The sequence below is a fragment of the Nocardia sp. NPDC046763 genome (assembly GCF_040645495.1).
Taxonomy (GTDB): domain Bacteria; phylum Actinomycetota; class Actinomycetes; order Mycobacteriales; family Mycobacteriaceae; genus Nocardia.
In genome coordinates, this window is record NZ_JBEYYI010000001.1 from 391,784 (window position 1) to 410,146 (window position 18,363).

17 protein-coding genes and 1 pseudogene are annotated in these 18,363 nt (G+C 67.9%); 8 read left to right on the top strand and 10 right to left on the bottom strand.

What is annotated here, in order from left to right:
- The first annotated feature begins 60 nt into the window (after window positions 1-60).
- A complete protein-coding gene (locus tag ABZ909_RS01855) occupies window positions 61-366 on the top strand; it encodes an alpha/beta hydrolase fold domain-containing protein (protein ID WP_356995708.1) in 306 nt (101 codons plus the stop codon).
- Window positions 367-376: 10 nt separating this feature from the next.
- On the opposite strand, the gene ABZ909_RS01860 is transcribed toward ABZ909_RS01855, so the two are convergent.
- The 3 genes from ABZ909_RS01860 to ABZ909_RS01870 all read right to left on the bottom strand — a co-directional run bounded on the left by ABZ909_RS01860 (window position 377) and on the right by ABZ909_RS01870 (window position 3,441).
- Complete coding sequence (locus tag ABZ909_RS01860) at window positions 377-1,609, bottom strand: FAD-dependent monooxygenase (protein ID WP_356995709.1); 1,233 nt, start codon at window positions 1,607-1,609, stop codon at window positions 377-379.
- A 126-nt stretch (window positions 1,610-1,735) separates the two neighbouring features.
- Window positions 1,736-2,203 (bottom strand): VOC family protein, encoded by a 468-nt coding sequence (locus ABZ909_RS01865; RefSeq protein WP_356995710.1) that lies wholly within the window; start codon window positions 2,201-2,203, stop codon window positions 1,736-1,738.
- Window positions 2,204-2,412: 209 nt separating this feature from the next.
- Complete coding sequence (locus ABZ909_RS01870) at window positions 2,413-3,441, bottom strand: AraC family transcriptional regulator ligand-binding domain-containing protein (RefSeq protein ID WP_356995711.1); 1,029 nt, start codon at window positions 3,439-3,441, stop codon at window positions 2,413-2,415.
- Between the two features lie 464 nt (window positions 3,442-3,905).
- Here ABZ909_RS01870 and ABZ909_RS01875 point away from each other — a divergent pair, with 464 nt between their 5' ends.
- Complete coding sequence (locus ABZ909_RS01875; RefSeq protein WP_356995712.1) at window positions 3,906-4,928, top strand: helix-turn-helix domain-containing protein; 1,023 nt, start codon at window positions 3,906-3,908, stop codon at window positions 4,926-4,928.
- A gap of 10 nt (window positions 4,929-4,938) precedes the next feature.
- On the opposite strand, the gene ABZ909_RS01880 is transcribed toward ABZ909_RS01875, so the two are convergent.
- Together ABZ909_RS01880 and ABZ909_RS01885 are read right to left on the bottom strand one after the other, a co-directional pair.
- Complete coding sequence (locus ABZ909_RS01880) at window positions 4,939-5,637, bottom strand: hypothetical protein (RefSeq protein WP_356995713.1); 699 nt, start codon at window positions 5,635-5,637, stop codon at window positions 4,939-4,941.
- A 514-nt stretch (window positions 5,638-6,151) separates the two neighbouring features.
- Entirely contained in the window at window positions 6,152-6,346 is a 195-nt protein-coding gene (locus ABZ909_RS01885) for a hypothetical protein (protein WP_356995714.1), read from the bottom strand.
- A gap of 131 nt (window positions 6,347-6,477) precedes the next feature.
- Here ABZ909_RS01885 and ABZ909_RS01890 point away from each other — a divergent pair, with 131 nt between their 5' ends.
- The 3 genes from ABZ909_RS01890 (at window position 6,478) to ABZ909_RS01900 (ending at window position 8,644) form a co-directional block, all read left to right on the top strand.
- Window positions 6,478-6,720 (top strand): hypothetical protein, encoded by a 243-nt coding sequence (locus ABZ909_RS01890; protein ID WP_356995715.1) that lies wholly within the window; start codon window positions 6,478-6,480, stop codon window positions 6,718-6,720.
- 86 nt (window positions 6,721-6,806) lie between these two features.
- Window positions 6,807-7,649, top strand: a complete 843-nt coding sequence (locus tag ABZ909_RS01895; protein ID WP_356995716.1) for an alpha/beta hydrolase — start codon at window positions 6,807-6,809, stop codon at window positions 7,647-7,649.
- Window positions 7,650-7,654: 5 nt separating this feature from the next.
- Window positions 7,655-8,644 (top strand): alpha/beta hydrolase, encoded by a 990-nt coding sequence (locus ABZ909_RS01900; RefSeq protein WP_356995717.1) that lies wholly within the window; start codon window positions 7,655-7,657, stop codon window positions 8,642-8,644.
- 56 nt (window positions 8,645-8,700) lie between these two features.
- Here ABZ909_RS01900 and ABZ909_RS01905 read toward each other — a convergent pair whose 3' ends face one another.
- Entirely contained in the window at window positions 8,701-9,663 is a 963-nt protein-coding gene (locus ABZ909_RS01905; protein ID WP_356995718.1) for an acyl-CoA desaturase, read from the bottom strand.
- Between the two features lie 488 nt (window positions 9,664-10,151).
- Here ABZ909_RS01905 and ABZ909_RS01910 point away from each other — a divergent pair.
- A pseudogene (locus tag ABZ909_RS01910) lies at window positions 10,152-12,263 on the top strand (thioredoxin domain-containing protein).
- A 26-nt stretch (window positions 12,264-12,289) separates the two neighbouring features.
- Here ABZ909_RS01910 and ABZ909_RS01915 read toward each other — a convergent pair.
- The 3 genes from ABZ909_RS01915 to ABZ909_RS01925 all read right to left on the bottom strand — a co-directional run bounded on the left by ABZ909_RS01915 (window position 12,290) and on the right by ABZ909_RS01925 (window position 15,331).
- Window positions 12,290-12,766, bottom strand: coding sequence for a hypothetical protein (locus ABZ909_RS01915; RefSeq protein WP_356995719.1), 477 nt, complete (start codon window positions 12,764-12,766; stop codon window positions 12,290-12,292).
- A 224-nt stretch (window positions 12,767-12,990) separates the two neighbouring features.
- Window positions 12,991-14,565: an adenylate/guanylate cyclase domain-containing protein gene (locus tag ABZ909_RS01920; protein ID WP_356995720.1), complete on the bottom strand. Its 1,575-nt coding sequence runs from the start codon at window positions 14,563-14,565 to the stop codon at window positions 12,991-12,993.
- Window positions 14,566-14,623: 58 nt separating this feature from the next.
- Entirely contained in the window at window positions 14,624-15,331 is a 708-nt protein-coding gene (locus ABZ909_RS01925; protein ID WP_356995721.1) for a hemolysin III family protein, read from the bottom strand.
- A 142-nt stretch (window positions 15,332-15,473) separates the two neighbouring features.
- On the opposite strand from ABZ909_RS01925, the gene ABZ909_RS01930 reads away from it, so the two are divergent.
- Window positions 15,474-16,253, top strand: coding sequence for an isoprenyl transferase (locus ABZ909_RS01930; RefSeq protein WP_356995722.1), 780 nt, complete (start codon window positions 15,474-15,476; stop codon window positions 16,251-16,253).
- 80 nt (window positions 16,254-16,333) lie between these two features.
- Complete coding sequence (locus ABZ909_RS01935) at window positions 16,334-16,939, top strand: hypothetical protein (protein ID WP_356995723.1); 606 nt, start codon at window positions 16,334-16,336, stop codon at window positions 16,937-16,939.
- A gap of 193 nt (window positions 16,940-17,132) precedes the next feature.
- Here ABZ909_RS01935 and coaA read toward each other — a convergent pair whose 3' ends face one another.
- Window positions 17,133-18,065 (bottom strand): type I pantothenate kinase, encoded by a 933-nt coding sequence (coaA, locus tag ABZ909_RS01940; protein WP_354833430.1) that lies wholly within the window; start codon window positions 18,063-18,065, stop codon window positions 17,133-17,135.
- Between the last annotated feature and the right edge of the window lie 298 nt (window positions 18,066-18,363).

Consider the following 18,363-nt stretch of genomic DNA (forward strand, 5'->3'; position numbering starts at 1 on the left):
GCGGGCGGGCAGGGTTGCCGGCTGCGAGATCGAAACGACTGGAGCGGAAGGGGAATCGCCATGCCGAGCCGGGAGATGCGGGAGCATATCGAGCTGTTGAATGGCGCTGATCACCGAATTCCTTCGGCCTCACCGCTTTTCGGTGACCCGGCCGGCCTGCCGCCGCTGCTGATCCAGGTCGGCACGGCCGAACTGCAGCTCAGTGACTCCGAGGGCTTCGCGGCCGCCGCGCGGGCCGCGGGCGTCGATGTGACGCTGTCGCTCGGTGAGGGTCTCCCGCACGTCTACCCGGGCATGCGGAACACCCCGGAGGCGGCGGCCGCCACCGACGAGATCGCGGCCTTCCTGCGCAAGCATCTCGGCTGAGGCCGGGAATTCAGACCAGCGTCTCGGTCTCGTATGCGGGCAGCCGGTAGTCCTCGGCCTTGGGTTCGAACAGCTTCCGGGTCAGCGGAAGCAGCGGGCCCGAGGTCATGATCCGCATATTGAGCCGGCCCAGGGCGGTCAGGACCTTCGACTTCGGGAGCATCATCTGGATGCCGCCGCCGGGAAGTTCCTTGGCCGCGTCCAGGAACGGGGTCACCCGCACCTCGTAGCGGGCCAGCGCGCCGGGCAGATCGTCCGGGGTGGCGGCGATTTCGCCGGTCAGGATGTACGCGCCCACCAATGCCATCGCCGTGCCCATGCCGGTCAGGGGGGAGCCGCAGTAGCCGGCGTCGCCGGCCAGGGTGACCCGCCCGGCGGCCAGGGTCGGCATGTCGATGCGGGCCAGCACGTCGAAGTAGAAGTCGGGTGCGCCGGCCATCGCCGCGAGCGCGGTGGGTGCATGCCAGCCGGCCTCGGCCAGCATGTCGGTGATGAGGCGCTGCTGGGCGGCGACATCGCGGCGCAGCGCGGGGTTCTCCGGGGTGCGGAGGGTCAGGATGGCCTTGGCGGTGCGCGGGTCGCGGTCGGGGCGGATGCCGACGGCGGCGCTGGGCACCGAGTGCATGGCGAACCAGCCCGGCTTGGTGTCGGCGGGGGTGGGCATGGTGAAGAAGGCGGTGTAGCCGCCCAGGTATGTGGAGAACTGTTCCTCCGGCCCGAAGGCGAGGCGGCGGACCGCCGAGTGCACGCCGTCCGCGCCGACCACCAGGTCGAAGCGCTCGGTCGCGCCGGAGCCGAAGCCGACGGTCACACCGGTGTCGTCCTGGTCGAGGGCCTCGATCCACTCGCCGTAGCGGTAGTCGAGCTTGCCCGGAGTTTCGGCCAGCAGGTCCAGCAGCACCTGGTTGAGGTCGCCGCGGGTAATCTCGATTTCGGCGACCGGGCCCTTGCCGTCGAAGGCCTCCACCGGCAGGGCGGCGAATTCGGTGCCCTTGCGGTCGACCCAGGCCATGCCCAGCTCTTCGAGCTGGTATTTGCGGATGCCCGGCATCAGGCCCATGCGCTCGGCGACCTCCTTGCTGGCGGCGCGCAGGTCGACGGCCTGGCCGCCGGGGCGGGGCGCGGTGGCGCGCTCCACGACGGTGACCCGGGCTCCGGCCCGGAGCAGTTGCAGCGCAACGGCATTGCCGGCGATGCCGCCGCCGGAAACGAGGATGTGCAGCGAGTTGGCGGTGGTGTTCATGGTGTCGGGCCTCCCGGTTGGCTCTAACGTCTGAGACAAATGTACTAAATGACTGGCACGCTTGTCTAGTACAAATGTCTTAGCGATATCTACCTGGGAATATGTGCCTTCGAGAGGGTTCGGTGCTCAGCCGAGGGTCGGGGTGTCGTAGACGCTGAACCCGCCCTTGCCGTCGGTGTCCACCCCGAGGAATCGATCCGCGCGGAAGGGGTTGTTGGCCAGCAGCCGCACCACGGTGTCGTCGGGGTCGGCGAGATCCAGGACCGCGCCGTACGGGCCGCGATCGATCACCTCGCCGCGGGTGTACTCCAGTTCGTCGGCACGGGCGGCGAAGGCGTGCAGGTCGTCGACCGACTCCACCTCCAGTGCGAAGACGTCGAAGCCACGGAAATCCGGTGTGCCCGCACAGTATTCGCGCTCCCACAGCGTGATGCCGAAGCCTGACGGGTGCATGAGCTGTGCCCCGCGCAGCTCACCCTCCTCCCGGAATTCGCCCGCCAGGCGCAGATCCAGCAGGTCGCAGTACCAGGCGACACTGCGCGCAAGGTCGCTGACCGGCAGTTTGACGTGGCGGATGCGGGCCAATCCGGCCATGGTGCCTCCTGATCGGGGTGCGGCGAGCGGGGCATGAACCCCTGAAGGATGCCACTTCACCACCCCGCAGACGCGGAATGGCACCCTCCTGGCGCGAAGGACATCGGGAGCCGGCCCGAGCCTTCCGCCGCTGGACCGGGCAGTCACCCGCGAGCTTCCGCCGTGATCAGCCGGAGTGACCGCCGGCGCGGAGGCGCACCGCAGCCGTTTCAGCTCGCGTCCGTCCAGCGCTGCTGGGCTCGGCGCAGCGACCTCGGATCGGAGTAGCCGAGGCGGCGGGCGCGCTCGGCCTGGGTGAGGCCGAGCGGCTGGTCGAGAACCTGCTGCCTGCGGGCCTTTTCGAGTTCGCACCGCCACGAGGTGCCCTCCTCGGCGAGGCGGCGCTGCAGCGTGCGACGGCCGGTCAGTAGCCGGCGGGCTACCGCGTCGATGGTCACCGGTCCGTCGATCAGCATCGACACCAGCTCCTGCTGCAGCCGGTCGGACCAGGTGGTGATGCGCGGCGGCGCCGTCATCTCGGCCTGCTGCACCAGGATTCGGTTCAGGACCGGGTCGGCGCGGAGCAGCGGCAGGGCCAGATCGGTGTTCCGGAAGGTGACCCGGTTGGTGGCCGCCCCGAAATCGATTCGGGGCGTGCCGAACAGCTCGGTGAGCGCCGTCAGCTCCGCCTGGCACGCAGGCGCCCGCTGCCGCAGTCGCACGTCTACCGGCACCACGTGCCGCCCGGTGGCCGTGCGCATTTTCACGATCATCCCGCACAGACCGGTGTGCATGGCCAGCTCGCTGCCGCGGCCCTCACCCCGGGCCAGGCCGGTGTACACCGTTGTCACACCGTCCGGATCCTCGTCGGCGACCGCCCGGAACTCCCGGTTGGTCGAGCACGCGTCCATGAACCGATCGGTGAGCGCGAGTCCCGCACCCAGGGTGGGCGCGGTCAGCAGCAGGTAGTCGATGATGCCGAGCTGTCCCGGCGTGTACTCGAGTGCGGTGCGGACGGCAATGGCGGGATCACGGGTTTCGTGTTCGACGAGTTCCCACAGCCGCAGATACCGCTCGCTGGGCACCATGGATTCGGGCGAGGTCAACAGCCAGCCCGGTAGGTCCGCGGCGAGGGCCAGGCGATGCCGCGTGTTCTCGCACACTCCGATCGTGCTCAGCACATACCCCGGTAGCAGCACGGTGTCCATCACCTGTGCGTCGGGGTCGAGCCCGGCCCCGCCGTTCATCGGGTCCGCCATCTGTACTGGGCGTGCCGCAGCGAGCGCGTGCCGAAATAGCAGAGGCGATGAAGACCGGTGGAGGCGTGGATACCGGTGGGGTGGATGGTCATTGAGGATCCCGGGGGTGAGGCGTCATCGACGGCCCGCGGCCCGGAGTCCCCATGGGCCGGGCCTCTCGAGCCAACCGTGGGTGACGTCGGAGTGCAAGGGTTGCATCGTGTTGCACTCGCGGTGCAACACACGCGGATCCAAAATAGACTGTGCGGTGCGGTCTTTGAAACAGGACGGACAACGTAGGTGACTTCAGCCGCCAGGCCCGGCGGGGGCCACCGGTGCCAATTCTGGAACCGGACGGGACAATTCGCCGGATGCGGTGGCGGCCGGGCCGGTCAGCGGCCGGGTAGCTACGGTCGTCTCGAGTGGAGATCGGTTGGTTCCGAAGGTCCCGTTCAGAAGTATTCGGTGGTCGCTAGGCTGCGGCGATGATCGGCAATACCATTTCCTCTCGGCTGGCGGCCCTGGTCCTGGAGGCGGCGCTGCGGGCGGGAGCGGCGGCGCCGCAACTCTTCAGCGCGCTGGAATTGGGGGCCGATCAGCTCGGCGACGATCTGGTGCGGGTTCCGACCGGCTCGGCGTGGCGGGTCTGGGAGCTGATCTACGCGGCCGCGGGGCCGACTGGAGGTCTGTGTGCGGCGGCCACGGCCACGCGGGGGAGCCTTTCGGTGTGGGATTACCTCTTCTCGAGCGGGCCGACGCTGGCCGAAAGCCTGCGCAGCGTGGTCGAATTGCGCGCCGTCGTCGCGGATCCGCTCGGTGGCGGCGAGGTGCTGGAGAGCGGCGGGTTGCTCATCGTCCGGGATACCGCGACCGTCGAACCCGGTCCGATCCTGGGGCTGGTCGAGGAGTTCACGCTCGCGGTGATGCTGCAGCGGGCCCGCGAGGCGACCGGGCATCCGCTGGTTCCGGTTCGGGTGGCGTTCCGGCACCGCGCGCCACGTAATCACCGGCACCTCGTCGAGGCGTTCGGTACCAACCGGATCTGCTTCGAGGCCCCGCACTCCGAGCTGACTTTCCGCGACGCGGCGGCCCTGCCCACCGGGGGCGACCCGAATCTGGGCCGGATCCATCGCGGCTACGCGGAACTGCTGCTCGCCAGTGCGCGTCCCGCGCCCAGCCCGATCGGCAGGATCCGCGCGGTGCTGCGCGAGGCGATGGCGTGCGGCGAACTCGAACTCGACCAGGTCGCCGCCCGGCTCGCCGTCAGCCCGCGCACTCTGCAACGTCGTCTGCAGGCGCTGGGCACCAGCTGGCGCGCCGAGGTCGGCACGGTCCGCTACGAACACGCGTCGGATCTGTTGCGCGGCACCGATCTCCCCACCTACGCGATCGCGGCCCGGCTCGGCTACACCGACCCGAGGGCTCTGCGGCGGGCGTTCCGCCGTCAGGCGGGGCAATCCCCGGACGAGTTCCGCCGGTGGGCGGCCACCGGTTCGGATTCCGGGTAGCCGGCGCCGGTCAGGGGCGGTCGGTGGTGAGGTGGAGGTAGGCGGTGTCGAGGGGGATGTCGACCGCGAACCAGGCCGCGGGCCGGTCGTCGTCGCGGGGACACCAGGCGGTCGCAATGCACAGCCGGGCCACCTCCATGGTGGCGAGACCGGGTAGCCGCCACTGGATTCCGGCCGGATCCAGGTAGCGCACACCGTATTCGGAGTTGTCGTCGTTGCCGTCAGCGGGCAGTTGGTCCGCCCAGTCGGCGGGCATCAGCCGGCCGTCCGCGGCCTGCATGGCCAGCAGTTCGGAATCCGGACCGCCGATCGACACCGAGAAGTGGTCGTTCTCGGCGGTCACGGCCGCGAGGCATTCACCCGAGTCGGGACCACAGAACGTGTCCGCGGACAGATCGGTCAGTTCGGCCGCGAAGGACAGGGCGGGCACCGCCGAATGCGCCTGCACCTGCCAGATTCCCGCCCACATGGGTACGGCCGCGCCGCCGTCCCAGGCCGGCATCTCGATGCGGCCGAGAAGCAGATCGACCGTGGCGTCCCGGTGCCGCCAGCGGTGCAGGTGCGAGCCGTTCGCCAAGCGCCACACGGTATCTGGACCGGTCGGTACCTGTTCCGAGCCGAGCGCGACGGCGAACACGACGGTGCCGAGCGGCGTATCGATCACGGCGGGGCGCCGGTCGACCTGGTGCAGGCGGTCGGTGGGAAGCATGCGCCCCATCATGCACCCGGCGGGCGGGCGCATGATCGCCGGTGCGGGCGAACGGCCCAGCGGGGGTGGGGTACCCGTCGGACCAGGTCAGTCGGCGCGGATGACCCGAGGCATCGGGTAGCCGCTGTCGAGTAGTCCCGAGGTCGGCCCGGAGCAGCGGGCGGCGAGCTGGAAATTGTCGGCCTTCGGCCGACGTGCCGAGTGCGGCCACCAGCGAGCCGGGCAGGACGTCGATCCAGACGTGGCCGGTCCCCGGATTTCGGGCCCGACAAACGTGACGAATCTGCTGCACGGGAAGATTCGCAATATAGTTGGGGCGGAACGAGTTCGGTGGTGGCTGGTCGAATTCATGCGAAAACAATTCCTGGCCATACCATTACGACTTAGGGAGGCGCGGAGGCCGCCGCAGCCAGTCCGTGAAAAGGCATGCGGTGGTGGAATTCTGGTGCGAATCCGATTTGCTGGCGGAAGACCTTGTGACTCCGACGGAACGGTCGACCGCGGTAGTCGGCCGCTACTGCTCGTGGCTCCCGGCGTCGAGGCCGAGCATCTGGAGCAGATGTGCGCAGTCCGCGGCATCGAGGGCGTGACTCGCGACGGTATGGGCGGCCATGGCGTTCCGCTTCTCGCATGCGGCCTTCTCGGCGGCCCGTGCCATGCTGAATTCGCTCTGCTCGTGGCGGAGGGTGGTCTGTCGCGCAGAGGTCATATGAACACTTCCCGCCCGTTAGCCGGGTTACCGAATCCGAATGACTCGAGCCGACTTCGTCTTCCACTCACCTTACGGTGCGCGCACCGTTTCCGAACGGTACCGCGAAACAAAGATGCCGATATATCGAGTTGCTCGACCGGCTGGCACCGGACGTCGTCTTCCTGGGCGACGGTGGCGGCGTCGAACAGACCGCACTGCAACCCCTCACAGGCGCCGCCCTGGCGGCCGACCTGCTCGTGGCAGCCTGGCCCAGGATCGGCCGCGAGATGGCGGTCGAACCGGCGCAGATCAACGGCTACCCCGAGCAGGGTGCCGCTCCACCACCGATGGATCGGCGAGATTCCTGTGGAGCGGCGAGTTCATCGGCCTGATCTCTTCCAGCGATCTGGCTATAGTGATATATAGTTAGACACCTTGAAGCGTGGCCACATGGGCCATGCCGGATCGGGAGGACCTCATGTCGACATCGGTATCTGCCGGAGCCATTACCCAATTCGTGGACGTTGGCGGTGAGAACATCGCCTATCGATCGCTGGGTGCCGCGAGCGCGCCGCCGGTGGTGCTGACTCAGCGTTTCCGGGGAACGATGGATCACTGGGACCCCGAACTGCTCGATGACTTGGCGTCCGAGCGTCGGGTGATCGTGTTCGACAGCCCGGGGATCGGCGCGTCCGGTGGTACGGCGCGCGACTCGATTCCCGCGATGGCGGACGCGGCCGCCGGGTTCATGGCCGCGCTCGGGATCGCTCGATACGACGTGCTGGGCTGGTCGATGGGCGGCGGTGTGGCGCAATGGCTGGCGCTGAAACATCCCGAATCGGTGCGCAAACTCGTACTGGCCGGGTGCGGTCCGGGCGCGGTGCCGGACGCACCCAAGGCTCCGGCGAAGGTGTGGCAGGTGGCGGGCAAGGACGTCAATGACGACGAGGATTTCCTGTACCTCTTCTACCCCGAAACCGGCGAAGCGCGCGCGGCGGGTCTGGCGTCGCTGCGCCGGTTGGATCGGCGTCTGCTCGCGTCGAGGTCAGTGGTCGGAGTCGACGCGGTGAAGGCGCAGCAGGCCGCGATCGCCGCCTATGCCTCCGGGGCCGACTCGGCGCTGCCGCACCTCTCGGAGATCACCGCGCCTACTCTGGCCGCCAACGGAATTCACGATGTCATGGTCTCTTCCTACGAGGCATACGTTCTCGCACAACGGATCCCGAATGCCTACCTGGTGCTCTATCCGCATAGCGGGCACGCGTTCCACTTCCAGCACGCCCACCTGTTCGGCCGCCACGTCCGGGAATTCCTGCGGTGACAACGATGGTGAATCGGAGTTCCGTCGGCTCCCTCTCGTATCTGGACGCCGGTCCTTCCGACGGGCCGTTGATCGTCTTCGTTCATGGTTGGCCCGCCACCGCGCGGACGTGGCAGGCGCAACTCGACTACTTCGCTGCCCGGGGGTTCCGAGTGGTGGCCCCGGATATGCGCGGGTATGGGGATTCGGCGATTCCGGCCGATCGGACCGCCTACGCGCAGCGTCATCTCGTCGGCGACATGGTGGCCCTGCTCGCTCATCTGGGGCGTGATCGGGCGATCTGGGTCGGTCACGATTGGGGGAGCGCGACGGTGTGGAGTCTGGCTGCGCACCATCCGGGCATCTGTTCCGGCGTGGTCAGCCTGTCGGTGCCGTATCGCACCCTCGAGCGCGGGATCGACGACATGCTGCGCTACGTCAACCGCGACATCTACCCCGAAAACCGGTACCCGGATGCCCAATTCGACTACATGCGGTACTACGAGCGGCATTCCGACCGCGTGACGGCGCTGTTCGGCGCCGACCCCGGGCGCACGCTGAAGGCGTTCTATCGCAGCGGGAATCCTGACGATGCCGGTAAACCCGGTGTCACCTCGACAGTGACCCGTGGCGGCGGCTGGTTCGGCGGCGCCGAAGCGGTCCCGGACCTCCCGCTCGACGAACGGGTACTCGACGCGGAGCTGTTCGACGAACTGCGTGCCTCGTTCGTCCGCAACGGCTTCTCCGGCGCTTCGGCCTACTACCTCAATCACGCCGACAATCTCGCCTACAGCGATACCTCGCCCGCCGACGGCAACCTCGAGGTAGCGGCCCTGTTCATCGGAGCGCGCTACGACACGGTCGCCGACACCGCGCAATCGGCCCTGGCGCACCCGATGCGCGAGCACTGCCGCAACCTCACCGAGGTCATGCTCGACGCCGGGCACTGGGTCGGGCTCGAGCGTCCACAGGAGGTCAATTCCACTATCGAACAATGGATTTCGACCTCGACGTGAGGGGCTGCGGACATGAGCGGGTTTCGGGCGTGAGATGCGGTGCGGCGTAGTAACTCTCATCCGGCGATCTGCGCTCGGTCGGTGGTGCGGAGGGGTGCGCCGACGCTGTGCAGGTGCTTCAGGGCCTCGCGGTAAGAGGAGATCAGGCCCGTCTCGTGGTAGGGCACGCTGATTTCCGAGCAGTAGTCGCGGACGATCACCTGGGCGTGACGCAGGTTCGGACTCGGCATGCTCGGGAACAAGTGGTGCTCGATCTGGTAGTTGAGTCCGCCGAGGGCGAGGTCGGTCAAGACGCCGCCCCGCACGTTGCGGGAGGTCAGCACCTGTCGACGGAGGAAGTCGGGGCGGTCGTCGCCGGTCAGAGTCGGCATGCCCTTGTGGTTCGGGGCGAAGATGCAGCCCATGTACAGGCCGAACAACGCTTGGTGGACAGCGAGGAACGCGATGGCTTTGTCGGCGGGCAGAACCGCGAACAGCGCTGCCAGATAGGCGATGAAGTGGCCGAACAGCAGCGCGCCCTCCAGCCCGCGGTGTTTGACCGATCGATTTTTGAGCGCCCGGACGCCCGCCACATGGAGGTTCAGGCCCTCCAGCATCAGCAGTGGGAAGAATAGGAAGGCTTGTGCTTTCGCGATCAGACGAGGCAGCCCGCGGCTGGCCCGCGCCTGCCGTTGGGACCAGACCAGAATGTCGGGCGCGACATCGGGGTCGAGTTCCTCGTGGTTCGGGTTGGCGTGATGCCGAGTGTGCTTGTCCTGCCACCAGCCGTACCCCAGGCCGATGCCGGCATTGCCAACGATTCGGCCCACTACCTCGGTGGGCCGCCGCAGCCGGAAGACTTGGCGGTGCGCGACATCGTGCATGACGAGGGCGACCTGAGCGCACGTCACGGCCATGAACGCCGCGACCATGAGCGTCCACCACGAGTCGCCGAGAAGGACGAACGCCGCCCAACCGGCCGTGAACGCGATCCCGACGAGACTGAGCCGGACCGCGTAGTAGAGAGGCCGCCGGTTCATCAGTCCCGCCTCGGTAACCCGGCGCAACAGGCGAGCGTAATCGTCGGCGCTACGCCGCGATGATCGTTGAACCGACGCGGGGACCGAGGCTGGTTTCGTCATGAATCTTCCTGAGAGCTGAGTCGGCGATGCCAACTTCGCCCATCCTCGATGCCGGCCGACCGATGCCGATCGGGGCTTCGACCCCAGTGGGAACTGCTCGGTATGTCGAGGGCGGGGAGTGACGAATCGAAGCTATCAACCGGATTCTCGTTCGATGTAATACCTTGGTATGACATGGAATTGGACTGCGGTGTGATGACGGTCAACGGACCGGATGTCGGGAGCGCAGATCCGGACTTTTCATGTGATGGCGCACGAGTCGGGGAGGGCGCAGTTGGCGGCGCGGCTGTTCTACTACCGCTGCTGACGGTCCGGTGCGAGCTCGGCTGCGCGTCGCTTGTCTTGCTGTCTGGAATGAAGCTGGCCGGTGTGGAAGGCTGGCGGACATGAACCGATTAGGTGGTGCCACGTCGCCCTACCTGCGCCAGCACGCCGGAAACCCGGTGCACTGGCAGGAGTGGGGAGAGGAGGCGATGGCAGAAGCAACCAGGCGGGACGTACCCATTCTTCTTTCAGTGGGGTACGCATCCTGCCATTGGTAGCTTCGGCCGAACAAACACTGGTGTCATGTGATGGCGCACGAGTCGTTCGAGGACGAGGCCACAGCGGCAGTCATGAACGAGAACTTCGTGTGCATCAAGGTGGATCGGGAGGAGCGGCCGGATCTGGACGCGGTGTACATGAATGCCACCGTGGCCATGACGGGGCAGGGTGGGTGGCCGATGACCTGCTTCCTGACGCCGGAGAGGGAGCCGTTCTATTGCGGGACGTATTACCCGAAGACACCGCGGCACGGGATGCCGTCGTTCACGCAGGTGCTGACGGCGGTGGGCGAGACCTGGCGGAACCGGCGCGACGAGGTGAACACGGCGGCGGCGCAGGTGTCCGATGCGCTGCGGCAACAGACCGCGGGGTTGCCGGATGCGGAGATCGGGGTCGGGCCGGAGTTGCTCGAGCATGCGGTCGGTGCGGTGTTGAAGGATGTGGACGGGCGGCACGGGGGGTTCGGGGGCGCGCCCAAGTTTCCGCCGTCGGCTTTGCTGGAGGGACTGCTCCGGCATTACGAGCTGACCGGTAATCCGACTGTGCTGCAGGCTGTTTCGTTCACCTGTGAGTCGATGGCGCGCGGCGGCATCTACGACCAGCTGCGCGGTGGCTTCGCGCGGTACTCGGTGGATGCGGCGTGGGTGGTGCCGCACTTCGAGAAGATGCTCTACGACAATGCGCAGCTGCTGCGCGTGTACGCGCATCTGGCTCGGCGGCGGGATGACGAGTCGGCCGGTGAGCGTGTGACGGGTGCGTGGGAACCGCTGGCGCTGCGGGTGACTCGCGAGACCGTGCAATTCCTGCTGAACGACCTCGGTACCGAGCAGGGGGCCTTCGCCTCGGCGCTGGACGCGGACACCCACCTGGAACCGGGCGGGCCGGGGGTGGAGGGAGCCACGTACGTGTGGACGCCCGCCGAACTCAACGGTGTGCTCGGTGCGCTCGACGGTGCCTGGGCGGCAGAGGTTTTCAATGTCACCACGGCGGGCACTTTCGAGCACGGCACCTCGGTGCCGACCCGGTACAGCGATCCGAAACCGGCCGATTACGAGCGGTTCGAGGCGATCCGGGCGAATCTGTCGACCGCCCGTTCCCATCGCCCGCAGCCGGAGCGGGACGACAAGGTGGTCACCGCCTGGAACGGCATGGCCATTGTCGCGCTCGCGGAAGCCGGTGCGGCACACGGACATCCGGAGTGGATCACGGCCGCCGTCCGGTGCGCCCGCTTCCTGCTCGACACCCACGTGACCGGCGGTCGGGTCTGCCGTGCCTCACTGGGTGGTGTGGCCGGCGCGGCGCCGGGTGTGCTGGAGGATTACGCGTGGCTGGCGCTGGGGTTGCTCGCGTTGCACCAGACCGCCGAGGGTGACTGGCTGGACGCGGCGCAGGATCTGCTGGACGCCGCCATCACCCACTTCGCCGATCCGGAAATTTCCGGCAGCTGGTTCGACACCGCCGACGACGCCGAGACCCTGCTGACCCGGCCGCGTGACCCGCTGGACGGCGCAACCCCCTCCGGCACTTCGGTTCTGGCGGAGGCACTGCTCACCGCAGCCGCCCTCACCGACCCCGTGCGAGCCGACCGCTACCGGCAGTTGGCCGATCACACTTTGACCCGAGGCGCGGTGCTGCTGGCTCGCGCACCCCGCTCGGCCGGCCATTGGCTCGCCGTCGCCGAGGCCGCCCTGCGCGGTCCGATCCAGGTGGCCGTGGTGGATGGACCGGACGGTGAATCCGGCTGGGCCGCAACGCTGGTGGCGGCCGCCCGCGCCGCCGCCCCGGGCGGGTCGGTGATCGTCTCCGGCCCCGTCGGCTCCCAGCCGCTGCTGGCCGACCGGCCCCCGGTGCGTGACACCTCTGCCGCCTACATCTGCCGCGGCTCGGTCTGCGATCTCCCGGTCACCACGGTCGAGGATGTGCGCGCCGGACTGCGGCCCCCGCCCACCGCCTGATCGCCGCTGCCCGGCACGGCCGGCGTTCAGGTCGCGCTGTCGACGCGGCGCCCGGCCGTGACCGCGGCGGGCACCGCGACCAACACCGCGATGATGTGGGCGGTGCGCAACAGCCCGAGTATCACCGCATTCGGGGTCCAGTGCGTGCAGAGGTCACCGGGGTGCTCGGCCGTCAGGACTGCCCGCAGCGGTTCCACCGCCAGTGAAGCGAGGCCGAGGGTGCCCAACCCCACCACGAGAACCCGCCGTGCCCACAGGTTTCCGGCCAGCATCCGGGCCGCGAGCGCGAAGACCGTCAGGTAGATCGCCGCCCGCATCAGCAGCCCGAATGCGATGCCCTGCACGTGGACCCCGGGTTCATCGAGGGCGAGCGCGACGCGTCCCAACGTCTCGGCCACGCCCGCGATCAGCGCGACCACGATCGCTCGATAAGCCAGTACCGCCCGGTCCGGCCGCGCCCACACCGCCGCCGAAGTCCGCTCGAACGCGCCGATTTCATTCATAGCGTTACTGTCCGGCGCCCCGGTCCGCACCGAATCCCCCGTGAGTACGACATGCGCCCAGTCCTCAGGTACGACACCGCGATTCGACGGGTGCTGCCGGTGCTTAATCCGTTGCCGCCCGACCCGGGCGGTCTTACAGTCCCGGAGATGTTCGGTTCATGTTTTTCACCGGAGTATTGCCAGGTCCCGCCGGGTGCAGGGGCGACCCTTGCGCGGGTCGATGATTAGCGATCCGCGGCCCGGTCGACGGACTCCGAAGATGGGGGTGCGGCCGGTCGGGGGCCGGCCTTCGGGGCGCTGCCGTTGCGGTGGGGCGCTGCGGGGGACACCACGTCGGTCCAGCCCGGAGTGGGTTCCCTGCGGCCGCGGAGGTGGAGAGTGTCGTGCAGGATCCACTGCGTGCGCTCGGCGTCGCAGGCGGCGTCTATGACCGCCTGACTGGCCAGAATGCGGCGTGGCACCAGCTTGGCCTCGGTGGTGAGGCGGGCGGCCTCGTTGACGGCGTCGCCGATGACGGTGAACTCCAGCCGGGTGTCGGTGCCGACATCGCCGGCGAACACCAGCCCGCGCGCGATGCCGATGCCCACATCGAGCTCGCCCAGCGCAGCTACCTCGTCGCGGATGCGGCGGGCGGCCCGCAGCGCGGGGGTGGCATTGTCGTCGAGCGCCATGGGCGCGCCGAAAATGCACAGCGCCGCATCGCCTTCGAACTTGTTGACCAGGCCCTGATTGTCCTCGGTCGCCGCCACCACGATCGACAGCAGCCGATTCAGCTTGGCCACGAAATCGTGCGGGGCGAGCTCGGTGGCCATGGCGACCGAGCTGGTCACGTCCACGAACAGCGCGGTCGCCACCCGCATGTCGCCGGTCAGACTGGGGCTGCCCGACAGCGCCCGCTCGGCCACCTCGGTGCCCACGTGCCGGTCGAAGACGGTCCGCATGCGTTCGCGCTCACTGAGATTGGCGGCCAGCTCGTTCACCGAGTGTTCGAGCCGCCCGATCTCGCTGGTGCTGTTGATCGTCACCCGGGCCTCGAGATCGCCGTGCGTGATCCGATCCAGCGCGGCGCGCAATGTGTGCATCGGCGTGGCGACCGCGCGCGCCAGCGCGGCCGTCGCCACCACGCCCGCGGACAGCCCGACGATGGCCATGTAGATGCCGGTTCGAATGCGGTCCTGGGCATCGGTGGACGGGTCCGCCAGCACGGTGATCACCATGCCCAGCGGCACCGCGCCCGCGACCGCGAAGGTGACCAGCACCCGGGCCAGCACGGTATTGCTCCAGTGCGAGGTCTCGTCCAGCACCTCGGCCACCACCGGAATGGTCGGCCGGATGAGCCGGTCCACGATCAGGTAGGTCAGCGCCGCCGACTCCAGCCCGCCCAGCGTGAACATGGACAGCACCACCGGAAAGCTGCGGTCCTCGGTGGCATGCGCGAAGACGGCGGCCGCCACGAACACGCCCGGCAGCCAGATGGCCAGCGCCCGTCCCGAGATCGCGATCGGGAGGCGCAGCAGCCGTCTCGCCTCGAGCTCGGTCGGCGGCCGGCGCTGGTCCAGCCAGCTGAAGTAATGGTGACGGTCCCGCACCGCGAGCATGATGCCGACCAGCGCGCCGAGGGCCGGATAGATCGACACCTGAATGAAGGCGGTCATCCAATCCGGTCCGAGCCGGCTCAGGAAACCGCTCAGGAACAGCTCGGTGGTGATCACCGCGAGACCGCCGAGATTGCACGCCATGACGACCGCAGACAGACCACCCGGCGCACGCAGCGCCCACAGGATGAGTCTGCTGGTCACGTCGCAGACTTTAGAGACCTTTCGCCCCAGATTGCACGTTTGTGAGTAATTGCTCGGATCAGCGCAACAGCACGAACCAGACGGCAACGTAGTGGCAGAGCGCCGCGACCACCGTTGCGGCATGGAAGAACTCGTGATGCCCGAAGACCTCCGGCCACGGGTCCGGCCAGCGCGACGCGTACAGGATCCCGCCCACGCTGTAGGCGATGCCGCCCGCGAGCAGCAAGAGCACCGGCGTCCAGCCGGCATGGTGGATGAGCGTCCCGGCCACCGGGACGATGGCCCACCCGAGCAGCAGATACAGCGGCACCCCCACCCATCGGGGGGCCGTGGGCCACAGCATCTTCAGTGCTACCCCGGCCAGCGCCCCCGCCCACACGATGGCCAACAGGACGGTGCCCGCGCTGCCGCGTACGCCGAGCAGAGCGAACGGCGTGTAGCTGCCCGCGATGAAGAGGAAGATCATCGAGTGATCCGCCCGCTTCATCCACATGCGGGCCCGCGCGGTCTTCCAGTTCACCCGGTGATAGGTCGCACTGATCCCGAAGACCCCGCACACCGTGACCCCGTAGACCAGCGTCGACCAGGCGGCCTTCGCCGACACCGAGCTCGCCACCGACACCAGGACGATCACGGCGATGGCGGCCACACCCACGGCCCAGGCGTGGATCCACCCGCGCATGCGTGGCTTGATCAGCGCCAGCTCTTCCCGAACGGTATCGAGGACGTCCGCCACCGGGGCGGAGTGCGGCGCAGTGTCGGACATAAGTTCCTCCTCGGTAACCTACGGTAGCGTAGGTTAGTGGATGGGTGCCCGCACTGTGGGTGCCGTCACTAACGGCCTCCGGTGTTTCGCTCATGTGTCCCGGTCGCTCCGCCATCCATTCCGGGGGCGTAGGGTTGCGGCCGTGAAGGTTGCGAGTCAGGTGCGTGGACTCCCATATCGCATATACGAGGCACGGCTGGCCAAGCAGCTGGCAGGCAAACAACATCCGCGGCATGTGGCCGTGATGTGTGACGGCAACCGACGGTGGGCCCGGGAGAACGGGTTCAGCGATATCTCGCACGGTCACCGCGTCGGCGCGTTGAAGATCGCCGAGCTCGTCGGCTGGTGCGGCGAGGCCGGCATCGAGATGGTCACCCTGTACCTGCTCTCGACCGAGAACCTGCGGCGCGACTCCGACGAGCTGGAGACCCTCTTCGAGGTCATCACCGACGTCGTCGACGAACTGTCTGCGCCGGAACAGAATTGGAGCGTCCGCATCGTGGGCGCCCTGGACCAGCTGCCCGCCGAGATGGCCCGCCGCCTGAGCGAGGCGGCCAAGAGCACCGAGGGCCGCACCGGCGTGCACGTGAATGTCGCGATCGGTTACGGCGGCCGCCAGGAGATCGCCGACGCGGTGCGCTCGCTGGTCCGCCAGGAGATGGACGCGGGCGAGACCGGCGAGGATCTGGTCCAGTCCATCACCGTCGACGCCATCGGCCAGCACCTCTACACCTCCGGCCAGCCCGACCCCGATCTCGTCATCCGCACCTCCGGTGAGCAGCGGCTGTCGGGATTCCTGTTGTGGCAGAGCGCGTATTCGGAGATCTGGTTCACCGAGGCGTACTGGCCGGAATTCCGGCGCGTGGATTTCCTGCGCGCCCTGCGCGATTACGCGGCGCGGCACCGCCGCTTCGGGGCGTAGAACACAGCGAATCAACGGTTCCATTGCAGTGCAATGGCTTCCGTGTTCGCGGGACGGTCGCTACCGTACCGTCGGGGAGTATGAGCGAGCTGCGTGAAGGGCTGAGTGGCCCGGCCGAAAGCCAGGTCGTGGCGGTGCCGTACATCAGCTACGAGGACTTCGGCCGCCGATTCCTGGAGTACGCCGCCTCCACCGAGCGGATAACCGGGGCGTTCGAGAAGCTCACGGGGGAGGCGTTCGAGTTCGGGCCGATCGGGGCGGGCCCCGGCAAGCTCGCGAAACTCTCGGCCACCGTGCGGCTCGGGCAGTCACGGCTGAATCGCGAAGTGGACGACCTGATTTCGTTCGACCTGGTGATCCCGCTGAAGGTCGACCTGCTCATCGACCTGGCGGTGGATCGGTATCCGTTCCGGGTGGACGGCACCGTTCACCTGCACCTGACCGTCCGCACCGCGGAGCCCCTCCGGGTGCTCATCGAAATCGCCGAGCCGCAGCCCAGCAATGTCCGCATCAATGTCGCCAGCGCGACCCGCCGCGGGGAATTGCTGCGCATTCTCGCCAGCGTCGATCACGAGATCCGCCGCTTCGTCGCCCGCTACATCACCACGGAGATCTGCAAACCGCACATCCAGGCAGCCACCGATATCGACGTCGCCGCGAGACTCGACGCCGCCTGGAAGCTATGAACCAACGCCTGGAAGCTATGAACCAACGTGACGGCTGATTTCGTGACGCGAGGGTAACTCGCCGGGTACGGCCAAAATAGGTTCGGCTCCCAGCCGCCGGCACGGATACGAAACTGCCGACGGCACCAAGCTGTCCGCTGAAGTCTCGGGGAGGCGGGGGAGCCCGCTGAAGTCTCGGGGAGGCGGGGGGAGCTCAGAGTTTCCGGAGCCGCAAACGATTGATGGAGTGGTCGGAGTCCTTGCGCAGCACCAGCGTCGCGCGCGGGCGCGTCGGCAGGATGTTCTCCACCAGATTCGGGCGGTTGGTGTTGTGCCAGATTTCCTTGGCCTGGTTGGTGGCTTCCTGGTCGTTGAAGTTCGCGTAGTGGTGGAAGTGCGAATTCGGATCCTGGAAGGCGGTCTTGCGCAGCGACAGGAAGCGCTGCACGTACCAGTTCTCGATGTCCTCGATGCGGGCGTCGACATAGACCGAGAAGTCGAACAGGTCCGACACCATCAGCCGCGGCCCGGTCTGCAGCACGTTCAGGCCCTCGACGATGAGAATGTCGGGCTGGCGCACGCAGTGGTATTCGCCGGGCACGATGTCGTAGGCGATGTGCGAGTAGACGGGTGCGCACACCTCGTGCGCACCGGATTTCACCTCGGTGACGAAGCGCAGCAGCTTGCGCCGGTCGTAGGACTCCGGGAAGCCCTTGCGATGCATGATGCCGCGCCGGGTGAGTTCGGCTGTCGGGTACAGGAATCCGTCGGTGGTGACCAGATCCACCCGCGGATGGTGGTCCCAGCGCGCCAGCAGCGCCTGCAGCACACGCGCGGTGGTGGACTTGCCGACGGCCACCGAGCCTGCCACACCGATGACGAACGGCACCTGACGATCCGGGTGGGTCTCGCCGAGGAAGGTGGCGGTGGCGGCGAACAGGCGTTGCCGGGCCGCGACCTGGAGGTGGATGAGACGGGCCAGGGGGAGGTAGACCTCGGCCACCTCCTCGAGGTCGATCTGCTCACCCAGACCGCGCAGGCCGATCAGTTCTTCCTCGGTGAGCACCAGGGGAGTCGACTTGCGCAGGGTGCGCCACTGCTTGCGGTCGAATTCCACATAGGGGCTGGGCTCGCTCATCCGCGCCATTATTCGTGTCCCCGCACTCGAGACTCGTGTCCCCGCATTCGGGCCGGTCGGCAACAACAGCTCTCGGGAAGCCGCATCGTCGCCGTGCCCGGCGATCCGGCCAACACTCCACGCATAGCCGAATTGTGCTCGGCTCCAACATCCGGGTGAACACCAGGTGTTGCTACTCGTCGGTAACCTGAGTGAGATGGGCAACATCTCAGTCCCCGGGTGTGTCCGGTGAGGTTGCACGACAGGCTGATACGGCCGGCTGAAGCACATAATGGTTCGCGGCCCGTCTCGATTCTGGACCGAGTGG